This is a genomic window from Pseudomonas sp. B21-023, from assembly GCF_024749165.1.
Lineage (GTDB): Bacteria > Pseudomonadota > Gammaproteobacteria > Pseudomonadales > Pseudomonadaceae > Aquipseudomonas.
Window position 1 is genome coordinate 2,255,941 of sequence record NZ_CP087190.1, and the last position, 20,057, is coordinate 2,275,997.

General features: G+C 67.0%; 14 protein-coding genes. 6 read left to right on the plus strand and 8 right to left on the minus strand.

Annotation, left to right across the window (positions count from 1 at the left end; translation table 11 throughout):
* Window positions 1-15 precede the first annotated feature (15 nt).
* Complete coding sequence (locus LOY42_RS10385) at window positions 16-936, minus strand: LysR family transcriptional regulator (RefSeq protein ID WP_258600513.1); 921 nt, start codon at window positions 934-936, stop codon at window positions 16-18.
* 111 nt (window positions 937-1,047) lie between these two features.
* On the opposite strand from LOY42_RS10385, the gene LOY42_RS10390 reads away from it, so the two are divergent.
* Window positions 1,048-2,235, plus strand: a complete 1,188-nt coding sequence (locus LOY42_RS10390; RefSeq protein WP_258600515.1) for an MFS transporter — start codon at window positions 1,048-1,050, stop codon at window positions 2,233-2,235.
* 3 nt (window positions 2,236-2,238) lie between these two features.
* On the opposite strand, the gene LOY42_RS10395 is transcribed toward LOY42_RS10390, so the two are convergent.
* From LOY42_RS10395 to LOY42_RS10405, 3 genes are all read right to left on the minus strand, one after another.
* A complete protein-coding gene (locus LOY42_RS10395) occupies window positions 2,239-2,871 on the minus strand; it encodes a LysE family translocator (protein WP_258600516.1) in 633 nt (210 codons plus the stop codon).
* Between the two features lie 213 nt (window positions 2,872-3,084).
* Window positions 3,085-4,092, minus strand: coding sequence for an aldo/keto reductase (locus LOY42_RS10400; protein ID WP_258600518.1), 1,008 nt, complete (start codon window positions 4,090-4,092; stop codon window positions 3,085-3,087).
* 109 nt (window positions 4,093-4,201) lie between these two features.
* A complete protein-coding gene (locus LOY42_RS10405; protein WP_139670343.1) occupies window positions 4,202-5,737 on the minus strand; it encodes an FAD-dependent oxidoreductase in 1,536 nt (511 codons plus the stop codon).
* A 180-nt stretch (window positions 5,738-5,917) separates the two neighbouring features.
* Between LOY42_RS10405 and LOY42_RS10410 the strand changes: the two genes are divergently transcribed.
* From LOY42_RS10410 to LOY42_RS10420, 3 genes are read left to right on the plus strand one after another with little or no spacing between them, the layout of a single operon-like run.
* Entirely contained in the window at window positions 5,918-7,060 is a 1,143-nt protein-coding gene (locus LOY42_RS10410) for a MexC family multidrug efflux RND transporter periplasmic adaptor subunit (RefSeq protein WP_258600520.1), read from the plus strand.
* A 15-nt stretch (window positions 7,061-7,075) separates the two neighbouring features.
* Entirely contained in the window at window positions 7,076-10,204 is a 3,129-nt protein-coding gene (locus LOY42_RS10415) for an efflux RND transporter permease subunit (RefSeq protein WP_258600522.1), read from the plus strand.
* Entirely contained in the window at window positions 10,204-11,607 is a 1,404-nt protein-coding gene (locus LOY42_RS10420; RefSeq protein WP_139670347.1) for an efflux transporter outer membrane subunit, read from the plus strand. The genes LOY42_RS10415 and LOY42_RS10420 overlap by 1 nt, the downstream gene beginning before the upstream one ends.
* A gap of 97 nt (window positions 11,608-11,704) precedes the next feature.
* On the opposite strand, the gene mobA is transcribed toward LOY42_RS10420, so the two are convergent.
* From mobA to LOY42_RS10435, 3 genes are all read right to left on the minus strand, one after another.
* Window positions 11,705-12,280, minus strand: a complete 576-nt coding sequence (mobA, locus tag LOY42_RS10425; protein WP_139670349.1) for a molybdenum cofactor guanylyltransferase MobA — start codon at window positions 12,278-12,280, stop codon at window positions 11,705-11,707.
* A gap of 61 nt (window positions 12,281-12,341) precedes the next feature.
* Entirely contained in the window at window positions 12,342-15,464 is a 3,123-nt protein-coding gene (locus tag LOY42_RS10430; protein WP_258600524.1) for an efflux RND transporter permease subunit, read from the minus strand.
* An 11-nt stretch (window positions 15,465-15,475) separates the two neighbouring features.
* Entirely contained in the window at window positions 15,476-16,651 is a 1,176-nt protein-coding gene (locus tag LOY42_RS10435) for an efflux RND transporter periplasmic adaptor subunit (protein ID WP_139670353.1), read from the minus strand.
* Window positions 16,652-16,809: 158 nt separating this feature from the next.
* On the opposite strand from LOY42_RS10435, the gene LOY42_RS10440 reads away from it, so the two are divergent.
* Complete coding sequence (locus LOY42_RS10440) at window positions 16,810-17,511, plus strand: response regulator transcription factor (RefSeq protein WP_110701517.1); 702 nt, start codon at window positions 16,810-16,812, stop codon at window positions 17,509-17,511.
* A 6-nt stretch (window positions 17,512-17,517) separates the two neighbouring features.
* Complete coding sequence (locus LOY42_RS10445) at window positions 17,518-18,816, plus strand: ATP-binding protein (RefSeq protein WP_110701519.1); 1,299 nt, start codon at window positions 17,518-17,520, stop codon at window positions 18,814-18,816.
* Between the two features lie 90 nt (window positions 18,817-18,906).
* On the opposite strand, the gene LOY42_RS10450 is transcribed toward LOY42_RS10445, so the two are convergent.
* Window positions 18,907-19,992, minus strand: coding sequence for a diguanylate cyclase (locus tag LOY42_RS10450; RefSeq protein WP_139670355.1), 1,086 nt, complete (start codon window positions 19,990-19,992; stop codon window positions 18,907-18,909).
* Window positions 19,993-20,057: the final 65 nt, after the last annotated feature.

The following is a 20,057-nucleotide window of genomic DNA, read 5'->3' on the forward strand; positions in this document are numbered from 1 at the left end:
TGACGCTGACTTGGGTCAGCCCTGAATCAGCGGCCCCAGGCGCTCGGCCAGGGCCTGGACCATCGCGCTCACCTTGGGCAGGTGTCCGCGGTTGCGGCGCCAGGCCAGGTTGATCGGCAATCCTTCCATGGCGTACGCCGGCAGTACCTGCTGCAGCGTCCCGTCATCGAGCTGACGCTGCACCAGCCAGGTCGGCAGCTGGGCGATGCCGTGCCCGGCGCTGACAGCCAGCGCTTGGCCTTCGGCATCGCCGATGGCCAGGCGCCCGGGCATGCCGCGCAGCTGCGTCAGGCCCGGGCGGGCGCCGGCAAAGTGCAGGGCCGGTGTGCTGCCGTCTGCGCAGGCATAGAGCACGCAGCCCTGGGCCTGCAGTTGCTGCAGGTCGCGGGGTGTGCCGTGGCGGGCCAGGTAGGCGGGGGCGGCGCAGAACACCAGGCGCTGGCTGCCCAGGTAACGGTGCTCGATGCCTGGCTGCCAGGTTTGTGGTCCGCCGATGCGCACGACGATGTCGATGGCGTCCTCGACCAGGTCGACGAAGCGATCGGAGAGGGTGATGTGCGGTTGCAGCCGTGGATGCCGCGCGGCGAAGTCCAGTACGGCGGGGAGGCCGTGCAGACGGCCGAAGGTGGCTGGCAGGTCGATGCGCAGCTTGCCGCAGGGCGTCTGGTGTTCATCGTTGAGGGCCAGCTCGGCTTCCTCGATGTCCGCCAGCACGCGCGTGCAGGCGCGGTAGTAGTCGGCGCCGCTGTCGGTCAGGGCCAGGCGCCGGGTGGTGCGTTCGAACAGGCGCACCTGCAGGCGTTTCTCCAGGCGCGCGACGCCCTTGCTCACGGCGGAACTGGTGAGGCTCATGCGTTCGGCGGCGGCGATGAAGCTGCCAGCGTTGGCCACGCTGACGAAGAAGTCGATGTCCTTGAGGCGTTCCGAGGCAGACATGGCGAGGCCTTTTATTACTGAATCTGATTCACTTGATAAAGGAATAACTACCAGTAATCGGAACATACTTCCAGATTAAGCTGGCCTGCCATTCAACAAGGATCGCAGCCGATGCCCACTTCCAGCCTGACCCACGCCACCCTCACGCGCCCAGCGCCGCGTACGGGGTTGTCCATCGGCCTGTTCGCCATCGGCGGCTTTGCGGTATTGACCACCGAATTTCTGATCCTCGGCCTCCTGCCGGCGCTGGCCCGTGACCTTGGCCTGTCGGTGGCGGGCGCGGGCCAGTTGGTCACGCTGTTCGCCGTGACCGTGATGCTGTTCGGGCCGCCGCTCACTGCCTGGTTGTCGGCAATGCCGCGCAAGGGACTGTTCATCGCCATCCTGCTGGTGTTCGCTGCCTCCAACGCGCTGTCGGCGCTGGCGCCGAACATCTGGGTGCTGGCATTGGCACGCTTCATCGCCGCGTTGGCCTTGCCGGTGTATTGGGGCACCGCCAGCGAAAGCGCCGGGCAATTGGCCGGGGCGGGGCGCGAGGGCTGGGCGGTGTCACGGGTGTACCTGGGCATTACCGCCGCATTCGTCTTCGGCATTCCATTGGGCACGCTGGCCGCCGGGCTGGTCGGTTGGCGTTGCAGTTTCGCGTTGCTCGCCGGGCTGTGCCTGCTGGTGGCGCTGTTGATGTGGGCGTGGCTGCCGAGCGTGCCGGCTGCACCCGCCCGTGCGGCGGGGGAGCGACAGACGGTGATCCTCAAGGACCGTCGCTTCATCGCCCATGTACTGCTCTCGGCGCTGGTATTCACTGCCATGTTCACTGCTTACACCTACCTGGCCGAGACGCTCGAACAGCTGGCCGCCGTGCCGGCCGGTGAAGTGGGCTGGTGGCTGATGGGCTTCGGCGTGGTCGGCATGCTCGGCAACGGCCTGGCCGGGCGCATCGTCGATCGCAGCCCACTGCGGGCCACACTGCTGCTGTTGGCGATGCTGGCGTTGGGCATGGGCGCGGTCACCCCGTTGCTCGGCACTGCATGGCTGCTGGGCGGCGCGCTGGTGTTGTGGGGCATCGCCTACACCGCGCTATTCCCGGTCTGCCAGGTGCGGGTGATGCAGGCCGGCGCCAAGGCCCAGGCCCTGGCCGGGACCTTGAACGTGTCGGCGGCCAATGCCGGTATCGCCGCGGGTGCGGCGTTGGGCGGCGCGACGATCCAGGTACTGGGTCTGGGCGCCCTGGGCTACGTGGCGTGTGGGTTCGCTGCACTGGCGATGATCGCCACCCTGGCCATGCTGGCGAGCGAGTGAGGCCTACACCGCCCGGGTGTTGAGTAGACGCACGCCCAGGCCAATGAACAGCGCGCCGCTGGCGCGCTTGAACCAGGCCGCCAGGGGCGAAGCCTTCAGGCGCAGGCCGAAGCGCCAGGCGGTGAAGCAGTAGAAGGAGTGCACCAGGCAGACGATCAGCGAGCCGCTCAGGTACATGGCCGCGAACTGGCAGAAGATTGGCCGCCCAGGCTCGAGGAACTGCGGCAGGAAGGCGCAGAAAAATACCAGAGTCTTGGGGTTGCTCGCCGAGACCAGGAAGGCTTCCACGGCGATCCGCCATTGCGTCTGGGGCGGCGTCGCGACCACCTGCGCCGTCGACGCGGTGGGGGCGCCTTTACCCAGCAACTGGCGCAGGCCGAGGTAGATCAGGTAAGCGGCGCCGGCCAGCTTCAGCACCAGGAACGCCGTGGGCAACGAGATCAGCAGGGCACCCACGCCCATGGCCACGGCGGTGATCGTCAGCAGTTGCGCGGTGAGGTTGCCGAACAGGGTCATGCCCATGCCGGAAGGGCCATAGCGCAAGGCATTGCGCACGGTGAGCAGGACATTCGGGCCGGGCAGCAGCGAGGTGAGCAGGTAGGCGAAGGAGAACGTCAACCAGAGGTGCAGGGCCATGGAGCGCGTCCTTTGCGCTGGTAAAGACACACAATGCCAGTAATCGGCGCGGACCGCCATTGGGCTTGCGGACACATGAACTGTCGATCTGCAGGGGACAACGTGGGAGCGGGTTGCTCCGCGAACACCCGCGTAGCGGGTGCCAGGCATTGCGCAACCTTCATCGCGGGGCAAGCCCGCTCCCACGCCTCACTCCACGCCCTGGAGCAGGTGTCAGCGCGCCAGGCGCCCGCTGACGAAGTGGGCGACATCGTTGAAACCGGGCGTCGAGGCATGGCCGGGCGTCACCAGCGAATCGATGAAGGCCTCGTCCTCCGCCGTGACCTTGACCTCCAGCGCACCGGCATAGGTGTCCCACTGCGCCTCGGTGCGCGGCCCGACGATGGCCGAGCTGACCAGGCGGTTGTTCAGCACCCAGGCGATGGCGAATTCGACGATGCCCACGCCCTTGGCCTCGGTATAGGCATGGATCTTCTGGGCGATAGCCAGCGATTCCTGGCGCCATTCCACTTCCATGATGCGCTTGTCCTGGCGGCCGGCACGGCTGCCTTCGTCGGGAGTGGAGCCTGGCGCGTACTTGCCGCTGAGCACGCCACGGGCCAGCGGGCTGAACGGCACCACACCCAGGCCATGGTAGGCGGCGGCGGTGAGTTGTTCGGGCTCGGCCTGGCGGTTGACGATGTTGTACAGCGGCTGGCTGACCACCGGCTTGGCCACGCCGAGCCTTTGCGCCACGTTGCAGATCTCGGCGATGCGCCAGCCGCGGAAGTTGGACACGCCCCAGTAGCGGATCTTGCCTTGCGCCAGCAGGTCGCCGATGGCGCGCACGGTTTCTTCCAGCGGTACCGAATGGTCCTCGCGGTGCAGGTAGTAGATGTCCAGGTAGTCGGTGCCCATGCGCGTGAGGGTGGCCTCGATGGCATTGAACAGGTGTTTGCGCGACAGGCCGCTGCGGTTCGGCAGGCCATCGACCGGGCCATAGCCGGCCTTGGAGGCGATGATCCACTCGTGACGGTTGCGCGCCACCGCCTCGCCGACGATTTCCTCGGAGCGGCCGCCATTGTAGACATCGGCGGTGTCGACGAAGTTGATGCCCTGGTCCCAGGCCTTGTCGATGATGCGCAGCGAGTCTTCGGTGCTGGTCTGTTCGCCGAACATCATGCTGCCGAGGGTGAGGGCCGAGACTTGCAGGCCAGAATGGCCGAGAGGGCGGTAGATCATTACAGATAATCCTTTTCTGATGCCATGAGAGGGGTTTCCCTCTTTTACACAGTTCCTCCCTGCATTGAAAGCGCAGGCCAGGCACCGTTTCAAGGCGCTGGCGCGAGGCTCATCCATCCGCCCAGGCATCGATCAGCTCACGCGCCTCGCGGCTCGACAGGGGCCGCTTCAGGCGCTGCGACAGCACCGCCATGGCCCGTGAATAGCCCTTGGCAATCACTGCCTCGACCTGGTCGTCCAGGCATTGCAGGGCAACGAAGTCGCCTTGCTCCGGCGTGCCGACGTACTCGATCCGGTTCCAACCCGCGGCATGCCCGAGCACCTCGTAGGTGCGCCCGTGCTGGTAGGTCCAGAAAAACGGCACGTCGTCGTAGCGGCGCCGTTCGCCGAGCATGTTGGCGGCGGCGATCACGCCATGCTGCTGGGCCAGGCGCCAGTGCTCGATGCGCACCGGGCGGCCAGCCAGGGGGAAAGTGGCGATATCGCCCGCCGCCCACAGGCCGTCGGCGGCCTGCAGGTGCGCGTCCACCGTGAGCGAATGGTCTTCGGCCAGGGGCAGGCCCTGGACGAAGCGGGTGGCCGGGGTGACGCCGGTACCCAGCAGCACCAGCGCGGTCTCCAGGCGCTCGCCATTGGCCAGCAGCACGGCCTCGACGCGCTCGCGGCCCTCGAAGCCGATCACCTCGGTCGGCCCGTGGAACTGCACACCCTTGCGCTCATGCAGCTCGCGCAGGGTCTGGCCGACGCGCTCGCCCAACTGCCGGGCCAGCGGGATGGCGTGACGCGTGACCACATGCACCTGCAGGCCGTACTTGCACAGGGCGCTGGCGGCCTCCAGGCCGATGAAACCGTCGCCGATGATCACCACCGGCTGGCCCGGCTCGGCCAGGTCGAGCAGCTGCGCGGCATCGGTGCGCGAGCGCAGTACGCAGATGCCGGGCAGTTGCACGCCGGGGAGCTGGGGGCGGTAGGGCTTGCCGCCGGTGGCCAGCAGGGCGGCGTCGTACTTCAACTGCTGGCCGTCGGCCAGGCTGATCACGCGCTTGCCGGCATCCAGCGCGCGTACCTTGCCGTGCATGCGCCGCAGCTGGCCTCGGCGCAGGTCGACTGGGGCGAGCAATGAGGATACGTCGTCCACCGGCATCTGCCCGGCGATGACGAACTTGCTCAGCGCGGTGCGATCGTAGGCGTTCGGCTGTTCCTGGTCGATCCACAGCAGGCGCCCGGCAAAGCCATGGTCGAGCAAGGTGGCGATGGCGGCCGCCCCGGCGGCGCCGGCACCCACCACGACGAAGGTGCGCGCGTCGCGGTGGCGCGGCGCTTCGGCCTCGGGCAGTGGCTGGTCGTCCACCCATAGCTGGCCGTTCCTGACCTGCACGGCATGACGGCGCAGACCGGCCAGCGCCGGGGGCTCGCACACCGCGCCCTCATCCACGGCGAAGGCGGCCTTGTGCCATGGGCAGATCAGCAACCCCCCACAGACCGCGCCTTGTTCCAGTGGCGCGCCCTCATGCGGGCAGTTGGCCTGGTAGGCACGCACCCGCTCGCCCTGGCGCACCAGGACGATGTCTTCGGTGCCGGCCTGGACGCGCAGGGGACGGTGTTCTTCGAGCAGGTCGAGGCTGGCCACGGCATGGAAGGTCATGGGGATCTCCTCAGCAGGTAGTGTTCATTTGACGCCTGCCATGGGCCCAGGCTGCGCTCAGCCGACGATCGGAAGGGTGATTACAACATTTCACAAAAACTTCAAATGAGACCAAATTGACTCAAAATCAATGTGCAAGTACCATTCGCGCCAATTTTAGCTAACGGCTCGGGTGAGTTCATGAGCAATTTGCGTGCAATAGGGATGGTCAGCTGGCTGGCAGTGGCGGTAGCGCTGGCCGGTTGCGGAGTGGCTGAAGAACAGCAGGCCGTGACTGAAACGGCATTTCCGGTGGAGACCGTGACGCTGGCCAGCGAACAGTTGGCCCTTACCTCGACCTTGCCGGGCCGGGTCGAACCGATGCGGGTGGCCGAGGTGCGTGCCCGGGTGGCCGGCATTGTCCTGCACAAACGTTTCGAGGAAGGCGCCGACGTCAAGGCCGGCGATGTGCTGTTCCAGATCGACCCGGCACCGTTCAAGGCTGCCCTGGCGCGTGTCGAGGCCGACCTTGCGCGGGCCCAGGCGGTGCAGCAGGAGGCCCAGGCACGGGTCAAGCGCTATGAGCCGCTGGTCAAGATCGAGGCGGTCAGCCAGCAGGACTTCGACACCGCCAGCGCCGAGCTGCGCAGCGCCCAGGCGGCCGTGCGCTCGGCCCAGGCCGACGTGCAGACCGCGCGCCTGAACCTGGGCTATGCCACGGTCACCGCGCCGATCTCCGGCCGCGTCGGCCGCGCCCTGGCCACCGAAGGCGCCCTGGTCGGGCAGGGCGACGCCACCTTGATGGCGCGCATCCAGCAGCTCGATCCGATCTACGTCGACTTCACCCAGTCCGCCGCCGAAGCCCTGCGTCTGCGTCAGGCCCTCAAGGAAGGCACGCTCGGTGGTGGCGACGACAAGGCGCTGACCGCCCAGGTGGAAGGCACCGACTACCAGCGCCAGGGCGCGCTGATGTTCACCGACGTGGCGGTCGACCGTGGCACCGGCCAGGTCACCTTGCGCGGTCGCTTCGACAATGCCGACGGCATCCTGCTGCCGGGCATGTACGTGCGCGTGCGTACCCCACAGGGCACCGACCAGCAGGCCATCCTGGTGCCGCAGCGCGCGGTGCAGCGCGGCAGCGACGGCGAGGCGCGGGTGCTGGTGGTCGGCAACGGCAACCTGGCCGAGGCGCGCAGCGTGCGCACCGGCGGGATGCACGGCTCGCGCTGGCAGATCACCGAGGGCCTGCGCGCCGGTGACCAGGTCATCGTCGGCGGCCCGGCCGGCCTTGCGCCTGGCATGTCGGTGCAGCCGGCCCAGGCGCAACAGGCCGCGGCACACTAAGGCGAGGGTAGCGAGATGTCCAAGTTCTTCATCAATCGGCCGAACTTCGCCTGGGTCGTGGCGCTGTTCATTTCCCTGGCCGGCCTGCTGGTGATCCCGGCGCTGCCGGTGGCCCAGTACCCCAGCGTGGCACCGCCACAGATCTCCATCACCGCCTCCTACCCGGGCGCCTCGGCCAAGGTGCTGGTGGAGTCGGTGACCAGCATCATCGAGGAGTCGTTGAACGGCGCCAAGGGCCTGCTTTACTACGAGTCCACCAACAACTCCAACGGCGTGGCCGAAGTGCTGGTGACGTTCGAGCCCGGCACCCAGCCGGACATGGCCCAGGTCGATGTGCAGAACCGCCTGAAGAAGGCCGAGGCGCGCATGCCCCAGGCGGTGCTGATCCAGGGGCTCAAGGTCGAGCAGGCCAGTTCCGGCTTCCTGCTGATCTACGCCTTGACCAGCACGGCCGGTGATCAGGGTGATACCACGGCCTTGGCCGATTATGCCGCACGCAACATCAATAACGAGCTGTTGCGCGTGCCGGGTGTGGGCAAGCTGCAGTTCTTCTCTTCGGAGGCGGCCATGCGGGTCTGGGTTGATCCGCAGAAACTGGTGGGCTATGGCCTGTCCATCGACGATATCAACAACGCCATCCGTGGCCAGAACGTCCAGGTGCCTGCCGGCAGCTTCGGCAGCACGCCGGGGGCCAGCGAGCAGGAACTGACCGCGACGCTGGCTGTGCAAGGCACCCTGGAAACGCCGGAGGCGTTCGCCGCCATCGTCCTGCGCGCCAACCCGGACGGCTCCAGCGTACGCCTGGGCGATGTGGCACGCATGGCCATCGGTAGCGAGAACTACAACCTGTCCTCGCGCCTGGATGGCAAACCGGCCGTGGCCGGCGCGGTGCAGCTGGCACCTGGCGCCAATGCCATCCAGACCGCGACGCTGGTCAAGGAGCGCCTGGCCGAGCTGTCGCAGTTCTTCCCGGAAGGCGTTGAATACTCGGTGCCGTACGACACCTCGCGCTTCGTCGATGTGGCCATCGAGAAGGTCATCCACACCTTGATCGAAGCCATGGTGCTGGTGTTCCTGGTGATGTTCCTGTTCCTGCAGAACGTGCGCTACACCCTGATCCCGTCGATCGTGGTGCCGGTGTGCCTGCTGGGTACGCTGATGGTCATGAAGCTGCTCGGTTTCTCGGTGAACATGATGACCATGTTCGGCATGGTGCTGGCCATCGGTATCCTGGTAGATGACGCCATCGTGGTGGTGGAGAACGTCGAGCGGTTGATGGCCGAGGAAGGCTTGTCGCCGGTGGAGGCCACCATCAAGGCGATGGGGCAGGTATCCGGGGCGATCATCGGCATCACTTTGGTGCTGGCCGCGGTGTTCCTGCCGTTGGCGTTCATGTCCGGATCGGTCGGGGTGATCTATCAGCAGTTTTCCGTCTCGCTGGCGGTGTCGATCCTGTTCTCCGGCTTCCTCGCCCTGACCTTCACCCCGGCGCTGTGCGCCACCCTGCTCAAGCCGGTGCCCCATGGCCACCATGAAAAGGGTGGTTTTTTCGGTGCCTTCAACCGCGCCTTTGCCCGCGTCACCGAGCGCTACTCGGTGATGAACAGCGCCCTGGTGGCCCGTGCCGGGCGCTGGATGCTCGCCTACGTCGGTATCCTGGTGGTGCTCGGCTACTCCTACCTGCGCCTGCCGGAGGCCTTCGTGCCAGCAGAAGACCTGGGCTACAGCATCGTCGACGTGCAACTGCCGCCCGGCGCCAGCCGGGTACGCACCGACCACACCGCCGAGGCACTGGAAAAGTACCTGATGTCGCGCGACGCGTTGGCCAGCTCGTTCATCGTCAGCGGCTTCAGCTTCTCGGGCCAGGGCGACAACGCCGCGCTGGCGTTCCCCACCTACAAGGACTGGTCCGTGCGCGGCAAGGAGCAGTCGGCAGAGGCGGAAACCGCAGCCATCAACGCCCAGTTCGCGGCCAATGGCGATGGTGCCATCACCGCGGTCATGCCTCCGCCGATCGACGGCCTGGGCAACTCCGGCGGTTTCGCCCTGCGCCTGATGGACCGTGGCGGCCTGGGGCGCGATGCGCTGCTGGCGGCCCGTGATCAGCTGTTGGCCCGCGCCAACGGCAACCCGGTGATCCTCTACGCGATGATGGAGGGCCTGGCCGAGGCGCCGCAGCTACGCGTGCAGATCGACCGCGAGAAAGCCCGCACCCTGGGCGTGAGCTTCGAGACCATCAACAGCACCCTGGCCACCGCCTTCGGTTCGGCGGTGATCAACGACTTCAGCAATGCCGGGCGCCAGCAGCGCGTGGTGGTGCAGGCCGAGCAGGGCGAGCGCATGTCCCCGGAAAGCGTGCTACGCCTGTATGCACCCAATGTCAGCGGCGAGCAGGTGCCGTTCAGCGCCTTTGTCTCCACTCGCTGGGAGGAGGGGCCGGTACAACTGGTGCGCTACAACGGTTACCCGTCGATCCGCATCGCCGGTGACGCCGCGCCCGGCTACAGCACTGGCCAGGCGATGGCCGAGATGGAGCGTCTGGTCAGCGAGTTGCCACCTGGCATTGGTTATGCCTGGACCGGCCTTTCGTACCAGGAAAAGGTGTCCAGCGGCCAGGCTGCCGGCCTGTTCGCCCTGGCCATCCTGGTGGTGTTCCTGCTGCTGGTGGCGCTGTACGAGAGCTGGGCAATCCCGCTGACGGTGATGCTGATCGTGCCGATCGGCGCCTTGGGCGCGGTCTGGGCGGTACTGCTCACCGGCATGCCCAACGACGTGTACTTCAAGGTCGGCCTGATCACCATCATTGGCCTGGCGGCGAAGAACGCCATCCTGATCGTCGAGTTCGCCAAGGAGCTGTGGGAGAAGGGTTACAGCTTGAGCGACGCCGCCATCGAGGCCGCGCGCCTGCGTTTGCGCCCGATCGTGATGACCTCCATGGCCTTCATCCTCGGCGTGGTGCCCCTGGCCATCGCCACCGGCGCCGGCGCGGCGAGCCAGCGCGCCATCGGTACCGGGGTGATTGGCGGCATGCTCAGCGCCACCTTGCTGGGCGTAGTGTTCGTGCCGATCTGTTTCGTCTGGGTGCTGAAGCTGCTCAAGCGCAAGCCGGCCCCTGTGCAACACGCTGTCGAGGTGGCGAAGTGATGGTCATGGGTAAATGTGCACTACCGTTCGTGCTGGCCTTGACCCTGGTCGGCTGTTCCCTGGCGCCGACCTACCAGCGCCCGGAGGCGCCGGTGGCGGCTGCCTGGGGCGATGCCGCCGGCCATCATGGCAAGTCGGTGGAGCAGCTGGACTGGCAGGCGTTCATCGTCGATCCGGCCTTGCGCCAACTGGTCGCCACGGCACTCGACAACAACCGCTCTCTGCGTCAGACCCTGCTCGACATCGAGCAGGCCCGAGCGCAATACCGCATCCAGCGGGCCGATCGGGTGCCTGGCCTGAGTGCCGGAGCTTCCGGCAATCGCCAGCACTTGCCGGCGGACCTGTCGAACAGCGGCAGGGAAGGGGTCAGCAGCAGCTACCAGGTGGGGCTGTCGCTGCCAGAGTACGAAGTGGACCTGTTCGGTCGGGTCAAGAGCCTGAGCGATGCGGCCCTGGAACAGTACCTGTCCACCGAGGAGGCCGGCCGCGCCGCCCGCATTGCGCTGATCGCCGATGTCAGCCAGGCCTACCTGAGCCTGGACGGTGCCGAACGGCGCCTGGCGCTGACCCGCCAGACCCTGGCTAGCCGCGAGGACTCGCTGGCCCTGGTCGGCCAGCGGCGCGCCGCCGGCACGGCCACGGCACTGGACCATCAGGAGGCGTTGGGGCTGGTCGAGCAGTCACGGGCCGAATTGGAAGGCATCGTGCGCGAGCAGCGCCAGGCCTACAACGCCCTGGTGCTGCTGCTGGGCAGCGCCGAGGCGGCCAAGTCGATTCCCGCCGAGCGGGCGCAGGCGCCGATGGTCCTGCAGGACATCGCCCCAGGCGCGCCGTCGGCGCTGATCGAGCGCCGCCCGGACATCCTCGCCGCCGAGCACCGGCTGCGGGCGCGCAATGCCGATATCGGCGCGGCGCGGGCGGCGTTCTTCCCGCGGATCAGCCTGACCGGCAGTTTCGGCACCTCCAGCGCGCAGATGTCCGGGTTGTTCGACGGTGGCTCGCGTAGCTGGACGTTCATGCCGCAACTGTCGCTGCCGCTGTTCGACGCCGGGCGCAACAAGGCCGGCCTGAACCTGGCCGAGGCGCGCAAGGACTCGGCGGTGGCCGCTTACGAAGGCACGATCCAGAGCGCCTTCCGCGAAGTGGCCGACGCCCTGGCCGCCACCGATACCTTGCGCCGCGAGGAAGCCGCGCGGCGTGCCCTGGCCGACACCAGCCGGGCGACCGTAACGCTGGCCAAGGCGCGCTATGAGGGCGGGGTGGACAACCACCTGCGCTACCTGGACGCGCAGCGCAGCGGCTATGTCAACGAAGCGGCGTTCATCGAGGCCAGCACCCAGCGCCAGCTGGCACTGGTCGATCTGTTCCGTGCCTTGGGCGGTGGCTGGCCGGCCCAAGGTTGAAATGCCTCCTTTGGTTGGGAAATCCAACCGCTTGGCCCCAGGTGTCCCTGCCTTGGGGCCTTTTTTTGCCCAGTGATAGGGGCCGAACAGGCGAGCGTTAATCGCGCAACAGATCCGGACTGTTGAAGTTACTCAATCGCGCATCGTCCTCGGCACACGCCAACCCCTGTAAACTCGCCTGCAGCAAAGCCTTCTGCAAACTCCGTTCGCCCACCTGCCAGGCTTGCTCCAGCAATGGCAACACGCGCCGGGGCAACACACTGAACATCGGCTGCCAATACCCACCCTGGCGCACCATGGCCGCGCTGTCATGCGCCACGGCCAGGCGCAGCAGGTCCTCGACCAGCGCCCGGTCGATGCGCGGCGCATCGCAGGCCAGCACTACCACCCATTCGTGCCGGGCTGCCCTGAGCCCGCTGATCACGCCGGCCAGCGGGCCGGGAAAGTCCGCTTCGGCGTCCGTGACGAGCTGGTCGGCGTAGATCGCGTAGGCCGCCTGGTTGCGGTTGCAGGAGATCACCAGGTCATCGCTCAGTGCCCGCACGGCGCGTTGCACATGCGCCACCAACGGCTCGCCACACCAGGGCACCAGCCCCTTGTCGCGCCCGCCCATGCGCTGGCCACGGCCGCCGGCAAGAATAAGGATGGAGCAGGGGGGAAGAACGTCGGGCATGAAAAAGGGTTCCGGGCAGTCAATGCCGGGAACCCTCCCATTTACCGCAGGGCTTGTCCAGTCAGGCCTGGTGGGTGGCCACCTGCGCCGCCTTGGTCTTGCCGCGCCCGGCCAGGCGCATCACCACGACGAAGAACACCGGCACGAACACCACGGCGAAGGTGGCGCTGAGCATGCCGCCGATCACCCCGGTGCCGATGGCTTGCTGGCTGGCCGAGCTGGCGCCGCTGGCGATGGCCAGCGGCACCACGCCGAGGATGAACGCCAGCGAGGTCATCACGATCGGGCGCAGACGCAGACGCGCGGCCTGGATCGTCGCGTCCGCCGCATCGACGCCTTGGTCCACCAGGTCCTTGGCGAACTCGATGATCAGGATGGCGTTCTTCGCCGACAGGCCGATCAGGGTGATCAGGCCGACCTTGAAGAACACGTCGTTGGGCAGGCCGCGCAGGGTCACCGCGAGCACCGCGCCGAGCACGCCCAGTGGCACCACCAGCAGCACCGCGGTGGGGATCGACCAGCTTTCGTACAGCGCGGCCAGGCACAGGAATACCACCAGCAGCGACAGTGCCATCAGCAGTGGCGCCTGGCTACCGGACAGGCGTTCCTGCAGCGACAGGCCGGTCCACTCCAGGCCGGCACCTGCCGGCAGCTGCGCCACCAGGCGCTCGATCTCGGCCATGGCCTCGCCCGAGCTGTAGCCGGCCGCCGGCTCGCCGGAAATCGACACCGCCGGGTAGCCGTTGTAACGGGTCAGCTGCACCGGGCCGGACTGCCAGCGGGCGCTGACGAAGGCGCCCAAGGGCACCATCTTGCCGCTGCTGTTGCGCACGTGGATTTTCAACAGATCTTCGACCTGGCTGCGCCGGTCGCCTTCGGCCTGCACCACCACCCGCTGCATGCGGCCCTGGTTGGGGAAGTCGTTGACGTAGTTCGACCCCACCGCGGTGTCGAGCACCGCGCCGATATCGGCAAACGACACGCCCAGGGCGTTGGCCTGGCGGCGGTCCACTTCCAGCTCGACCTGAGGGCTCTCCGCCAGCGATGCTTCGCGCACGTTGACCAGCACCTTGCTCTTGCGCGCCGCGTCCAGCAGTTGGTCACGAGCTTCCATCAGCCCGGTGTGGCCCATGCCGCCGCGGTCCTGCAGGCGGAACTCGAAACCGGTCGACTCGCCCAGGCCGTCCACCGGCGGCGGCAGCACCGCGTAGGCGATGGCGTCCTTGAGCTGGGTGAAGGCCATGGTGGCGCGTTCGGCGATCGACTGCGCGCTGTCGTCGCCACCGCGTTCGGACCAGTCCTTGAGCGTGGTGAAGGCCAGCGCCGCGTTCTGCCCGCTGCCGGAGAAACTGAAGCCGAGGATCAGCGTGGTGTTGGCCACGCCGGGTTCTTCGGCGTTGTGCGCCTCGATCTGCTGCCCGACCTCGATGGTGCGCGCCTGGCTGGCGCCTGGCGGCAGCTGGATGTCGGTGATGGTGTAGCCCTGGTCCTCGGTGGGCAGGAAGGCGGTGGGCAGTTGGCTGAAACCGTACACCAGCACGCCGACCAGTGCGGCGTACACCAGCAGGTAGCGACCGCTGCGGGCCAGGGCGTGGGTCACCCAGCGCTGGTAGCCGTTGCTCATGCCCTCGAAGCGGCGGTTGAACCAGCCGAAGAAGCCCTTGCGCTCATGGTGCTCGCCTTTCTCCAGCGGCTTGAGCAGGGTGGCGCACAGGGCCGGGGTCAGGCTCAGGGCGAGGAACGCCGAGAACAGGATCGACACCGCCATCGACACCGAGAACTGCTGGTAGATCACCCCCACCGAGCCTTGCATGAAGGCCATCGGCAGGAACACCGCCACCAGCACCAGGGTGATGCCGACGATGGCGCCGCTGATCTGGCCCATGGCCTTGCGCGTGGCTTCCTTGGGCGGCAGGCCTTCCTCGGCCATGATCCGCTCGACGTTTTCCACCACGACGATGGCGTCGTCCACCAGGATGCCGATGGCCAGCACCATGCCGAACAGGGTCAGTACGTTGACCGAGAAACCCAGCACGCTCATCGCTGCGAAGGTGCCCATCAGCGCCACCGGCACCACCAGGGTCGGAATCAGCGTGTAACGGAAGTTCTGCAGGAACAGGAACATTACCGCGAACACCAGCACCATGGCCTCGAGCAGGGTGTTGATCACCTGCTTGATCGAGACCTTGACGAAGGGCGAGGTGTCGTAGGGGATGTCGTACTTCACCCCGGCCGGGAAGTAGCGCGCCAGCTCGTCGAGCTTCTGCTTGACCAGGGTCGCGGTTTCCATGGCGTTGGCGCCGGGCGAAAGCTTGACGCTGAAGGCGCTGGTGGCCTTGCCGTTGAGGCGGGTGCCGTACTGGTATTCCTGGGCCCCGATCTCGACCCGCGCCACGTCACCGACAGTGACCGTGGAGCCGTCGGTGTTGGCGCGCAGGACGATGGCGGCGAACTCCTCGGGGGTGCTCAGCTGGCCCTTGACCACCACGTTGGCGGTGATCTCCTGGGTCGGTCGGCTCGGCAGGTCGCCGATGCTGCCGGGGGCGACCTGGGCGTTCTGCGCGGCGATGGCCTCGGCCACGTCGTTGGGCGTGAGGTTGAAACCGACCAGCTTGGCCGGGTCGATCCAGATGCGCATGGCCCGTTCGGAGCCATACAGCTGCGCCTTGCCGACGCCCTTGAGGCGACGGATCTCGTTCATCACGTTGCGCGCGAGAATGTCCGACAGGGCGATCTCGTCGAGGCTGCCGTCCTCGGAGGTGAGGGTGGCCAGCAACAGGAAGCCGGTAGACACCTTCTCCACCTGCAGGCCTTGCTGGGTGACCGGGCGCGGCAGGCGCGACTCGATCACCTTGAGGCGGTTCTGCACGTCGACCTGGGCCATGTCCGGGTTGGTGCCGGGCTGGAAGCTGGCGGTGATGGTGGCGCTGCCCAGGCTGCTCTGGGATTCGAAATAAAGCAGGTTGTCGGCACCGTTGAGCTCCTGCTCGATGATGCTGACCACGCTCTCGTCCATGGTCGCCGCCGAGGCGCCGGGGTAGACGGCGTAGATTTCCACCTGCGGCGGTGCCACGTCGGGATACTGGGCCACCGGCAACTGCGGGATGGCCAGGGCGCCGACCAGGAGGATGAACAGGGCCACCACCCAGGCGAACACCGGGCGGTCGATGAAGAACTGCGGCATGGATCAGGCCCTCATTGGCCGTTGTGTTGGGCGACTGCGGTGGCGCCTGGTTGTTCGTCGACTTGCACCTGGTCGCCGGCCTTGACGTGTTGCAGGCCCTCGACCACCACGCGGTCACCCGGGGCCAGGCCCTCGCTGACGATCCAGCGGTCGCCCTGGGCGCTGCCCAGGGTCACCTGGCGTTCGCTGATACGGTCCTGCGGGTCGACCAGCAGCACCTTGGGCACACCGGCGCTATCGCGCAGGATGGCGCGTTGCGGCACGCTGATGCCCTGAGGCTGCACGGCCTGGTCCAGGCGCACGCGCACATAGCTGCCGGGCAGCAGGTCGAGGTCCGGGTTGGGGAACTCGCTGCGCAGGGTGATCTGGTTGGTGCTCGGGTCGACGCTGATATCGGAGAACAGCAGCTTGCCGGCCAGCGGGTAGGCGCTGCCATCGTCCTGGATCAGCGTGGCCTTGACTTGGTCGCGGCCCACCTGCTGCAGCTCGCCGGCACGCAGCGAGCGGCGCAGGGCGTTGAGTTCGCGGGTCGACTGGGTGACGTCGGCGTGGATCGGGTTCAACTGCTGGATGGTGGCCAGCGGCGTGGTCTCGCTCTGGCCGACCAGCGCGCCCTCGGTTACCAGGGCGCGGCCGATGCGCCCGGAGATCGGTGCGGTGACGGTGGCATAGCCCAGGTTCAGGCGCGCGCGTTCCAGCGCCGCCTTGGCTTCGCCGACCGCAGCGTCGGCCTGGAGGAAGGCGGCGCGGGCGTTGTCGTACTCCTGGCGGCTGACGGCCTTGTCCTCGACCAGTTCACGGTAGCGCTGCTCCTGCAGGCGCGCCTGGTACAGCGTCGCCTCGGCCTTGGCCAGGGTGGCGCGGGCGCTGTCGAAGTCGGCCTTGAACGGTGCCGGGTCGATCAGGAACAGCACGTCGCCTTGTTTCACGTCGCTGCCTTCGCGGTACACCCGCTTGAGCACCACGCCGGCCACCCGGGCGCGCACCTCGGCGGTGCGGGGGGCAAGGATGCGGCCGCTGAGTTCGGTGCTGATGGCCAGCGGCTGCACGGCAAGGGTTTCGACCCGGACCTGGGAGGGCGGGGCCTTTTCTTCCTGCTCGGCGGCGTCGTTGCAAGCGGCCAGGGAAAGGGTCATCAGCGCCAGTAGCGCCAGAGGGCGCAGGCGCAAAGCACGGAGCGTGGACATACGGATCTTCCAGGTTTGATCCAGCGTATGCTAAAGCAGCCGTTCGGGTGACGGCTGTTAAGCTGTGTTGGGCGTGTGTGAAAAAGTGTGAACAATGGGCGGTGGCCCGCCCGGGATTCTATATCCTGCCTTACTTCAATCTTTCGTCAAATCCCCTTATGCCGAACATTCTCCTGGTCGAAGACGACAGCGCGTTGTCCGAACTGATCGCCAGCTACCTGCAACGCAACGATTTCCATGTCCGGGTGATTGCCCGCGGCGACCATGTGCTGGACGAATTCCGCCGGCAGAAACCGGACCTGGTGATTCTCGACCTGATGCTGCCGGGCCTGGACGGCCTGCAGGTATGCCGCCTGCTGCGCCAGGAGAGCCAGAGCCTGCCGATCCTCATGCTGACCGCCCGCGACGACAGCCACGACCAGGTGCTGGGGCTGGAGATGGGCGCCGACGACTACGTCACCAAGCCGTGCGAGCCCCGCGTGCTGCTGGCCAGGGTGCGCACGTTGCTGCGCCGCAGCAGCGTCAACGAGCCGCGCCTGGACTGCGACCTGATCCAGATCGGCGGGCTGTGCATCGACCTGGCCGAGCGCACGGTCACCTGGCGCGGCGAAGAGGTGGAACTGTCCAGCGGCGAGTACAACCTGCTGGTGGTGCTGGCGCGCAACGCCGGCGAGGTGATGAGCCGTGACCGCATCCTCCAGCAATTGCGCGGCATCGAGTTCAACGGCACCGACCGTTCGGTGGACGTGGCCATCTCCAAGCTGCGCCGACGTTTCGACGACAGCGCAGGTGAAGCGCGCAAGATCAAGACCGTATGGGGCAAGGGCTACCTGTTCAGTCGCGTCGAGTGGGAGTACTGATACGCCATGCTGAAGATCCTGGTGCGGTTGTACCTGGTGATCATCGTCGCCTATGCCGGGGCGATCGCGCTGATTCCCGACACCATCGTCGGTTTGTTTCACGATCGCTTCATGGCCTACAACCTCGACCAGGCCAAGGGCGTGCAGACCCTGATCGTGCGCCAGTTCCAGCAGGCCCCGCGGGAGCAGTGGCCGACGGTGGAAAAGGAACTGGCCGCGGCGTTCAAACCGTTGGAGGTGCGCTTGCTACGCATGGACGACGCCGAGCTGAGCAGCGAGGAAAAGGCCCGGCTCGAGCATGGCCTGTATGTGGTGCGCATGGCCGACTGGGGCTATTACGAAACGGCGCTGGCGCCGCTGGACCAGGACTGGCTGGTACGCCTGCACTCGCCGGACGACCCGCTGGACATCAACGTGCTGTCCTGGGGCGTGACCGTGCTGATCGGCGCGGCCATGCTCGGCTGCCTGTTGCTGTGGGTATGGCCGCACTGGCGCGACCTCGAGCGCCTGAAGGACACCGCCCGGCGCCTGGGGCGCGGCGAGATGTCCGAGCGCACGCATATCTCGCCGCGCTCGAACATCGGCGAGCTGGCCGGGGTGTTCGACACCATGGCCAGCGACCTGGAGCGCCACGTCAATCAGCAGCGTGAACTGCTCAACGCGGTGTCCCACGAGCTGCGCACGCCATTGACCCGCCTGGACTTCGGCCTGGTGCTGCTGTTCGACGAGGTGCCGCCGGCCAGCCGCAAACGCCTGCTGGGGCTGGTGGGCCATGTGCGCGAGCTGGACGAGCTGGTGCTTGAGCTACTGTCCTACAGCCGCCTGGAAAGCGCCGACCAGGCCCGCGAGCGGGTCGAGGTGTCGTTGCTCGAGCTGGTGGACAGCGTGCTCGGTGGTTTCGCCGAAGAGCTCGACGATCGCGGCATCCAGTGGGAGGTGCAATGCGACACCGACCTGCCACGCTTCGTCCTCGATCCGCGACTGACTGCTCGCGCGGTACAGAACCTGGTGCGCAACGCCATGCGCTACTGCGACGAAAGCCTGCTGCTGCGCTTGCGCCTGGAAGAGGATGGCGCCTGCCTGGTGACGGTCGAGGACGACGGCATCGGCATTCCAGTCGAGGAGCGTGAGCGGATCTTCCAGCCGTTCTACCGGCTGGACCGCAGCCGCGATCGCAACACGGGTGGTTTCGGCTTGGGCTTGGCGATCAGCCGGCGGGCCATCGAAGGGCAGGGCGGCACGCTCACAGTGGCGCAATCGGCGTTGGGTGGGGCGCAGTTCAGGATTCGCTTGCCAGCCGGTTGATGCAGCGCCTGGGCCGGCCTCATCGCGGGGCAAGCCCGCTCCCACGCTGATGATGGACACTGGTGTGGGAGCGGGCTTGTCCCGCGATGGTCATTGTCCTGACAAGCTTGCCGACCAGGTCACGAAGCGGTCCTTGCCCGTGTGCTTGGCTTCGTACAGGGCCTGGTCAGCCCGGATCAGCGCCGAGCTCAGGGTATCGCCGCTATCGATCCGGGCCAGGCCGATACTGATGGTCACCGGGTGTGCCCCGAGGTCCTCGCGCACCCGCTGGCACAGCCTCGCAACTTGCTGCTCGGCGCCTGTTTCATCCAGCCCCTGGAAGAAGATCGCGAATTCCTCGCCGCCCAGCCGGGCGATCTCGTGGCCGATCATCGCCGCCTTTATGTGCGCCGCCACGCGCTTGAGCACCTCGTCGCCGATGTCGTGACCGAAGCGGTCGTTGACCTGCTTGAAATTGTCGATGTCGATCATCGCCAGGTACTGTTCGCCGGCCTGTTGCAGCTGCTTTTCGGCCTTGGCCATGAAGGAGCGACGGTTGGGGATGTTGGTCAGCGCATCGATATAGGCTTGCTCCAGCAGTACCTTGGTCAGGTAGAAGTTGTGCAGCTTGGCCTGGCGGATGCGCAGGTAGCTGTAGATCACCAGGCCGCTGAGGCATACCGCGTAGCTGATCAGCATCGCGCCTTCGAGCTCCAGGGCTTCGATACGCGTGTGGAGGAAAGGATTGAGCATGATCCAGGTGATGCCCATGGCGCAGAAGAACGACCAGCGTCGCACCGGTAGCACCGACACGGTGTACAGCACGGTAGAGACTCCGAGCACCAGCCATACCGGGCGCAGGGCGATGGGAATGCCCTCGATCACCAGGCGCATGGCCAGGGTAATCACCGCCACGAACAGCAGGTTGAGCACGTCGAAATGCTGGCTCCTGCGGGTGAAGCCCAGGACCACGGTGAGGCTGCACAGCAGGGCGATGAACATCCCGGACAGCCAGGTGAAGCCCTGGCCGCCGAGGTAGCTTACGATCAGGTCGAAGACCAGCCAGATGGCGATGCCGATGCAGAAGATCAGCAGGCAGAAACGGCGCATGGCCTCGAATTCGTGCTGGCGGAACTCGGCGCGCAGGGCGGCGGGGGCGACCTGCTGGCGGATGTGGGCTTCGAGGGTCTTGTACATGCTGGAGGATGCCCTCGGCTATTGTGCGGGTCTTGCCGGCCCTGTCACGGGCAAGCCCGCTCCCA